The organism is Seohaeicola saemankumensis, from assembly GCF_042678485.1.
Taxonomy (GTDB): domain Bacteria; phylum Pseudomonadota; class Alphaproteobacteria; order Rhodobacterales; family Rhodobacteraceae; genus Seohaeicola; species Seohaeicola saemankumensis.
Map to the genome: position 1 here is coordinate 524,629 of NZ_JBHTKR010000004.1, position 7,678 is coordinate 532,306.

The following is a 7,678-nucleotide window of genomic DNA, read 5'->3' on the forward strand; positions in this document are numbered from 1 at the left end:
AGAAAGACCATGGACTTGAGCAAGTTCACGGAGCGGTCGCGCGGTTTCGTTCAGGCTGCACAGACCATCGCCATGCGCGACAATCACCAGCGTCTGGCCCCCGAACACATTCTGAAAGCATTGATGGACGACGATCAGGGGCTGGCCAGCAACCTGATCAAACGCGCAGGCGGCGACCCCGTGCGCGTGGCCGAAGCAACTGCGCTGGCGCTGGGCAAGATCCCGAAAGTGTCGGGCGATGCGGGGCAGGTCTATCTGGACAATGTCACTGTCAAGGTGCTGGACGAGGCCGGCAAGCTGGCCACCAAGGCCGGTGACAGCTTTGTGCCGGTCGAGCGTATTCTGATGGCGCTCTGCATGGTCAAATCACCTGCCAAGGACGCGCTGGATGCAGGAAGCGTCACAGCGCAGAAGCTGAACGAGGCGATCAACGACATTCGCAAAGGCCGCACCGCCGACACGGCCAGTGCCGAAGAAGGCTATGACGCGCTGAAGAAATACGCCCGCGATCTGACCGAGGCGGCCGAAGAGGGCAAGATCGACCCGATCATCGGCCGGGACGAGGAAATTCGTCGTGCGATGCAGGTTCTCAGCCGCCGCACCAAGAACAACCCGGTCCTGATCGGTGAGCCCGGTGTCGGCAAGACCGCCATCGCCGAAGGTCTGGCGCTTCGCATCGTCAATGGCGACGTGCCGGAATCCCTGCGTAACAAACGCCTTATGGCGCTTGATATGGGCGCGCTGATTGCTGGCGCGAAATATCGCGGTGAATTCGAGGAGCGGCTGAAAGCCGTCCTGAACGAGGTGACCGCAGCCGCAGGCGAGATCATCCTGTTCATCGACGAGATGCACACGCTGGTCGGTGCCGGTAAATCCGACGGCGCGATGGATGCGGCCAACCTGATCAAGCCCGCTTTGGCGCGCGGTGAATTGCACTGCGTTGGCGCAACCACGCTGGATGAATACCGCAAATACGTGGAAAAGGACGCAGCCCTTGCGCGGCGGTTCCAGCCGGTGATGGTGTCCGAGCCGACAGTCGAAGACACGATCTCGATCCTGCGGGGCATCAAGGAAAAGTATGAGCTGCACCACGGTGTGCGGATCAGCGACAGCGCACTGGTGGCAGCGGCGACCCTGTCGCACCGTTACATCACCGACCGTTTCCTGCCGGACAAGGCGATCGACCTGATGGATGAGGCCGCCAGCCGTCTGCGCATGGAAGTGGACAGCAAGCCCGAAGAACTGGACGCGCTGGACCGCGAGATCCTGCAAAAGCAGATCGAGGCCGAAGCGCTGCGGCTGGAAGATGACGCTGCCTCCAAGGATCGTCTGGGCACGCTGGAAAAGGATCTGGCCGAGCTGATGGAACGCTCTGCCGAGATGACCGCGAAATGGCAGGCCGAGCGTGACAAGCTGGCCGGTGCGCGCGACCTGAAAGAGCAGCTTGACCGTGCCCGCGCCGAGCTGGACATCGCCAAGCGCGAGGGCAACCTGGCCAAAGCCGGGGAGCTGTCCTATGGCGTGATCCCGCAGCTTGAGAAACAGCTGGCCGTGGCCGAGGAAACCGGCGCCGATGGTGTGATGGTCGAAGAGGCCGTGCGCCCCGAGCAGATCGCACAGGTCGTGGAACGCTGGACCGGCATTCCAACCACCAAGATGCTGGAAGGCGAACGTGAAAAGCTGCTGCGCATGGAGCAGGAGCTGGGCCGCCGCGTGATCGGGCAGAACACTGCCGTGAAAGCGGTGGCCAATGCCGTGCGCCGCGCGCGTGCCGGGCTGAACGACGAGAACCGGCCGCTGGGCTCGTTCCTGTTCCTGGGGCCGACGGGCGTGGGCAAGACCGAACTGACCAAGGCCGTGGCTGAATACCTGTTTGACGACGAGAACGCGATGGTGCGGATCGACATGTCGGAATTCATGGAGAAGCATTCGGTCAGCCGCCTGATCGGCGCCCCTCCGGGCTATGTCGGCTATGACGAGGGCGGTGTCCTGACCGAGGCCGTGCGGCGCAGACCCTATCAGGTCGTGCTGTTCGACGAGGTGGAAAAGGCGCACCCGGATGTCTTCAACGTGCTGTTGCAGGTGCTGGATGACGGTGTGCTGACCGATGGTCAGGGTCACAGGGTCGACTTCAAGCAGACGCTGATTGTCCTGACATCGAACCTTGGGGCGCAGGCGCTCAGCCAGCTTCCGGATGGTTCGGACGCCTCTGCTGCCAAGCGCGATGTGATGGATGCGGTGCGGGCGCATTTCCGACCCGAGTTCCTGAACCGCCTGGACGAGACGATCATCTTCGACCGCCTGTCGCGCAAGGACATGGACGGGATCGTCGAGATCCAGTTGCGCCGGTTGCTCAAGCGGCTTGCGGCGCGCAAGATCGTGCTGGAACTGGATGCCGCGGCCAAGACCTGGCTGGCCGATGAAGGCTATGATCCGGTGTTCGGCGCACGTCCGCTGAAGCGGGTGATCCAGCGCGCGCTGCAGGATCCGCTGGCCGAGATGCTGCTGGCCGGTGACATCAAGGATGGCACGATCGTTCCGGTGTCGGCCGGGGCGGATGGCCTGATCATCGGCGACCGCATCGCCGCATCGAACCGACCCAAGCCGGACGATGCCGTGCTGCACTGACATGGCAACGGGTCAATCGACCCCTGCTTGAACAAAAAAGGCGGGCCAAGGGCCCGCCTTTTCCATTGGTCCGATAACCCGCTGCGGATTATTCCGGCAGGATCACTGCGTCGATGACGTGGATCACGCCGTTTGAGGTTTCGATGTCCGCGGTCACGACATTGGCGCCGTTCACGGTCACGCCGCCTTCGGTCATGATGGTCACGTCGCCACCCTGGACGGTGGTTGCCATCATGTTGTTGGACAGATCGCCCGACATGACCTTGCCGGCCACGACGTGATAGGTCAAGATCGCCACCAGCGTATCCTTGTTTTCCGGCTTCAGCAGGTCTTCGACGGTGCCTGCGGGCAGGGCTGCAAAGGCTTCATCCGTCGGGGCGAAGACGGTGAAGGGACCTTCGCCTTTGAGGGTGTCGACCAAGCCTGCGGCCTGTACGGCGGCGACCAGCGTGTTGAAGCTGCCGGCTTCGACGGCAGTGTCGACGATATCCTTGGACATGCCGCCGGCAAAGGCGGGGCCCGCCATCAGGGCGGCTGCGGTCATGGCAAGATAGGTTCTGCGGAACATGTGTTTTCTCCCGGTAATTGTCAGGACGCCGTCATTGGCATCGTAACCATTACGCCGCGCATCCGCATCTGGTTCACCGGGGTTTTCCGCCTGTCCGGCTTGACGAAAAAGGGCGCAGCCCTAAGCCACGCCCTGTTTCGGTTTCCACTGAAAATCTTGTGATCCGGCGCGAGTGCGCCGTGATCAATTCCGCCTGGGGTTGATTCCGCCTGGGGTTGATATTGTCCTACTGGCCGATCGCTGCCCGCGCAATCGTGTCCAGAAGCGCTTCGACCTCTTTCATCGCACCCTCGGGAAAGCTGCGGAATCCGATCATGGTCTGATCCGGCGTATCGGGCGATACGGCGACGAAGATGTCATAGGGGCAGAACACGATGTTCATGGGGTCCGCCTCCATCACCTTGCGCGACACCGCCGCCGAACAGAAGCTGTAGACATCCGCCTTGAGGAAGATCGTCACGTCCGATCCCACATCGGCCCTTGTCCGTTCCAGCATATCGCCCACATGCGAGGTGCTGTCGATCACAAGCCCCTGGTCGATGATCGCGTTCTCCAGCCCGAAAATCACATCCTCGAAGGGCTGGTTCGTGGTGTAGGTGATCATGTCCTGCGCCGCCGCCGTGGTCGCGATGCAGGCGGCAAGGCTCGCTGTCATCAACAAAGTCTTCATGCTTGGTTCCTCCTTGGAGTGCATTGGCCAGTCGGATTATCCGATCTCCGGATTGCGTCCCTTGGCGCATCCGGTCGAAGTCCGAACATGCCTTGTCGCAACGTCCTTAATTTCGCAATGTATACCTATGGTCACATATTGCATTGATACAAATCAAAAGGATTGAACGTATGGATTTTGCAATGAACGCCCTGTTGTTGCTGGCGCTGCTTTTCGTGATGGCGCTGGGCGTTGGCGTTCTGGCAGCCTTGCTGTTCTTTGTGGTGGACAAGCTGCAGACCGGCGATGCGGTGCGGCGCAATTATCCGGTGATCGGGCGGTTCCGGCATCTGTTCACGGCGCTGGGCGAATTCTTTCGGCAGTATTTCTTTGCCATGGACCGCGAGGAAATGCCCTTCAACCGCGCGCAGCGCGACTGGGTCTATCATTCCACCAAGGGGCAGGGGAATACGGTCGCCTTCGGATCGACCCGCAACCTTTCGATCCCCGGCACGCCGATTTTCGTCAATGCGGTGTTCCCGCCGCTGGACGATCAGTTCTCGGTGACGCAACCCATGGTCATCGGGCCGACGGCGGCCATTCCTTACCGCGCAAAGTCGATCTTCAACATATCTGGCATGAGCTATGGCGCGATATCGCGCCCGGCGGTCGAGGCGCTGAGCCGGGGGGCCGCCAAGGCCGGCATATGGCTGAATACGGGCGAGGGGGGGCTGTCCCCTTTCCATCTGACCGGGGCCTGCGACATCGTCTATCAGATTGGTACGGCAAAATACGGGGTGCGCGATGAACATGGCAACCTGAGCGACGAAAGGCTGCGCGAGGTCTCGGACAATCCGCAGGTCCGCATGTTCGAACTGAAGCTGGCGCAGGGCGCGAAACCCGGTAAAGGGGGCATCCTGCCGGGTGAAAAGGTCAATGCCGAGATCGCGGCAATCCGCGGGATCCCGGTGGGCCGCGACAGTGTCTCGCCCAACCGTCACCTAGAGATCGACAGCTTTGAAAGCCTGCTGGACGTGATCGGCCATATCCGCAAGGTCACGGGCAAGCCGGTTGGTTTCAAGACGGTGATCGGATCCTCGGAAGCATGGGAGGATCTGTTCACCCTGATCAACAGTCGCGGCGCAAACAGCGCGCCTGATTTCATCACGGTCGACGGGGGCGAGGGGGGCACGGGCGCCGCCCCAATGCCGCTGATCGATCTTGTCGGCATGCCGCTGCGCGAGGCGCTGGTCAGGATTGTGGACCTGCGCGACCGCCACGGCCTCAAGGACAGGATCCGGATCATCGCCAGCGGCAAGCTGGTCAATCCCGGCGATGTGGCCTGGGCGATCTGCGCGGGCGCCGATTTCGTCACCTCGGCGCGCGGCTTCATGTTCAGCCTGGGCTGCATCCAGGCGCTGAAATGCAACCGCAATACCTGCCCCACGGGCATCACGACCCATGATCCCAAATTGCAGCGCGGCCTTGTGGTCGAGGACAAGTTCGAAAAGGTGGCCAATTACGCCAAGTCCATCATCAAGGAGGTCGAAACCATCGCCCATTCCGTCGGCGTGGCCGAACCGCGCCTGATGCGGCGGCGCCATGTCAGACTGGTGCAGGCCAATGGCGAGTCGATCCCGCTCAACAAGATTCGCCCAAGTTACAATCCGACCACGCCAATGTGAGAAGACGTGCTTTTGAAAAGCGGACAGGCCGCGATAAATGCTTGTGTGGTAAATGGAGGAGAGGCGCATGGCCAACCGTTGGAAACCAGACCTGACTGAACGTGACGTGACGCCCGAAAGCGTCTATCTGAACCGCCGCTCGCTTTTGTCGGGTGTTGCGGGTCTGGGGTTGGTGGGGCTGGCGGGGCCAGGCCAGGCACAGTCTGGCGACCTCAAGCCGAATACTTTCGAAGAGATCACCAGCTACAACAACTTCTATGAGTTCGGCACCGACAAGGGTGACCCGGCGAGATATGCAAGCCGCATGACCACTTCGCCCTGGACTGTCAGGATCGACGGGATGGTTGACCGCCCGGCCGATTACACATTCGAAGACATCATGGCCCGCATGACCGTAGAAGAGCGGATCTACCGTCTCCGCTGTGTCGAGACCTGGTCGATGGTGGTTCCGTGGAACGGGTTCGAACTTGCCGATCTTCTGAAAATGGCGGGCGTGAAGTCGGGCGCGAAATACGTGGCCTTCGAAACCCTCCTGCGCCCCGAGGAAATGCCCGGCGTACGCTTTCCCGTGCTGGACTGGCCCTATGTCGAAGGCCTGCGCCTGGATGAGGCGATGCATCCCCTGACCATCATGGCCACCGGCATCTATGGTCGGGACATCCCCAACCAGAACGGCGCTCCCCTGCGTCTGGTGGTTCCATGGAAATACGGGTTCAAGTCGATCAAGTCGGTGGTACGCATCACCCTGACCGACAAACAGCCGCCAACCAGCTGGAACAAGTCCTTGCCGCGCGAATACGGCTTTTACAGCAACGTGAACCCCGAGGTGGATCACCCGCGCTGGAGTCAGGCCACGGAAAAGCGGATCGGCGCGGGCCTTTTCGCCCGGAACCAGCCGACACTGATGATGAATGGCTATGCCGATGAGGTCGCAAGCCTCTATGCCGGCATGGACCTGGCAAAGAACTACTGAACGATGCTGGCGGATCAGGTGAATACCGCGGTCCGCCGCATCCCCGTCTGGCTGGTCTATTGTCTTGGCCTGCTGCCAGCGCCCTGGTTTCTGTATCTGGGGCTGACTGGCGGCCTGGGGGTCGAGCCGATCAAGGCGCTGGAACATGAGTTGGGCCTGTTGGCCCTGCAGATCATGGTGGCGGGTCTGTGCATCACCCCGCTGCGCCGCTACGCCGGGCTGAACCTGCTGCGGTTCCGGCGCGCGCTGGGTGTTCTGTGCTTTACCTATGTGGCGCTGCACCTGCTGGTCTGGCTGGTGCTGGATGTGCAAAGCCTTGCACGGATCTGGGCCGATATCGTGAAGCGTCCTTATATAACGATCGGGATGTCGGCCTTCGTGCTGATGATCCCGCTGGCCCTGACATCCAATGACCTGTCGGTGCGAAAGCTGGGCCCCCTGTGGCGGCGACTGCACAAACTGACATATGTCGTGGTGCCGCTGGGGGCGATTCACTTCGTGATGCTGCGGAAAGGCTTCCAGCTTGAACCGCTCGTCTACCTTCTGGCCATTGCCGTGCTGCTGGCCCTGCGCCTGCCAGTGCTGGCAAGGCCCCGGCGCGTCAGCCGGGCCTGATCAGCGTTTTCATTCCGCCTCGAAACCGGGCAGACGCCCTGTGAATCGGTCCAATCTGCGGGCAGCCATGGAATCAACATCCTGGCGTTCGGGCCAATCCGGACGGTTTTGCGGATTTTCCGGCGACCGCGCCAACCCTCACCGGCTTGCAAAAGGCTGAATTCACCCCGGCAGGTGCGGTCCCGCAGGTACGACTCGCAGGCCCTTGTCGCGCCTCTTGGGGATAGGTCTGTGGGTAACGCTAGATGTAGTTATCGCGTGGCAACAGCATAGGATATTTTCTTGCGTCGCAAGCGGCTTGATTGAAACTACATTTCCCTAACCCCCTATATTTCAATGAAAAAACGGCTTTCCAAAAAAAATGCGAGGTTTGTGAAAAAAGCCCTTGCGGGTTTCGGCGGCAAACCGTAGAACCCCCCTCACGGCGACGCAGTGATGGGTTGCCAGACTGGGACGGAACGATGGAGCGGTGCTTCTGAGGGAGATCCTGGGTTAGAATTTGGGGACAAGTTGGGCGGGATGCGCTTAGTGATTTAGGCGCGCCTGGTTGATTTTGTCTC

At 61.1% G+C, this 7,678-nt stretch carries 6 protein-coding genes; 4 read left to right on the forward strand and 2 right to left on the reverse strand.

Annotated features, from left to right (window positions below):
• The first annotated feature begins 9 nt into the window (after window positions 1-9).
• Window positions 10-2,628, forward strand: coding sequence for an ATP-dependent chaperone ClpB (gene clpB / locus ACFQ3C_RS12220; protein ID WP_380792107.1), 2,619 nt, complete (start codon window positions 10-12; stop codon window positions 2,626-2,628).
• A gap of 88 nt (window positions 2,629-2,716) precedes the next feature.
• Here the strand turns inward: clpB and ACFQ3C_RS12225 are convergent, their stop codons facing one another.
• Together ACFQ3C_RS12225 and ACFQ3C_RS12230 are read right to left on the reverse strand one after the other, a co-directional pair.
• On the reverse strand, window positions 2,717-3,196 hold the full coding sequence (locus ACFQ3C_RS12225; RefSeq protein ID WP_380792109.1) for a fasciclin domain-containing protein: 480 nt from the start codon (window positions 3,194-3,196) through the stop codon (window positions 2,717-2,719).
• Between the two features lie 226 nt (window positions 3,197-3,422).
• Window positions 3,423-3,866: a DUF302 domain-containing protein gene (locus ACFQ3C_RS12230; protein WP_380792111.1), complete on the reverse strand. Its 444-nt coding sequence runs from the start codon at window positions 3,864-3,866 to the stop codon at window positions 3,423-3,425.
• Window positions 3,867-4,036: 170 nt separating this feature from the next.
• Here ACFQ3C_RS12230 and ACFQ3C_RS12235 point away from each other — a divergent pair, with 170 nt between their 5' ends.
• From ACFQ3C_RS12235 to msrQ, 3 genes are all read left to right on the forward strand, one after another.
• Window positions 4,037-5,530, forward strand: coding sequence for an FMN-binding glutamate synthase family protein (locus ACFQ3C_RS12235; protein ID WP_380792113.1), 1,494 nt, complete (start codon window positions 4,037-4,039; stop codon window positions 5,528-5,530).
• Window positions 5,531-5,597: 67 nt separating this feature from the next.
• Window positions 5,598-6,503, forward strand: a complete 906-nt coding sequence (gene msrP / locus ACFQ3C_RS12240) for a protein-methionine-sulfoxide reductase catalytic subunit MsrP (protein WP_380792115.1) — start codon at window positions 5,598-5,600, stop codon at window positions 6,501-6,503.
• Window positions 6,504-6,506: 3 nt separating this feature from the next.
• The gene (gene msrQ, locus ACFQ3C_RS12245; protein ID WP_380792117.1) at window positions 6,507-7,118 is read left to right on the forward strand and encodes a protein-methionine-sulfoxide reductase heme-binding subunit MsrQ; all 612 of its coding nucleotides are present in this window, start codon (window positions 6,507-6,509) and stop codon (window positions 7,116-7,118) included.
• Window positions 7,119-7,678 lie beyond the last annotated feature (560 nt).

Bases quoted from the DNA above. Each gene is read 5' to 3' on its own strand.
- ACFQ3C_RS12225 (WP_380792109.1), bottom strand. From the start codon at position 3,196: ATGTTCCGCAGAACCTATCTTGCCATGACCGCAGCCGCCCTGATGGCG.
- clpB (WP_380792107.1), top strand. From the start codon at position 10: ATGGACTTGAGCAAGTTCACGGAGCGGTCGCGCGGTTTCGTTCAGGCT.
- msrP (WP_380792115.1), top strand. From the start codon at position 5,598: ATGGCCAACCGTTGGAAACCAGACCTGACTGAACGTGACGTGACGCCC.
- ACFQ3C_RS12230 (WP_380792111.1), bottom strand. From the start codon at position 3,866: ATGAAGACTTTGTTGATGACAGCGAGCCTTGCCGCCTGCATCGCGACC.
- ACFQ3C_RS12235 (WP_380792113.1), top strand. From the start codon at position 4,037: ATGGATTTTGCAATGAACGCCCTGTTGTTGCTGGCGCTGCTTTTCGTG.
- msrQ (WP_380792117.1), top strand. From the start codon at position 6,507: ATGCTGGCGGATCAGGTGAATACCGCGGTCCGCCGCATCCCCGTCTGG.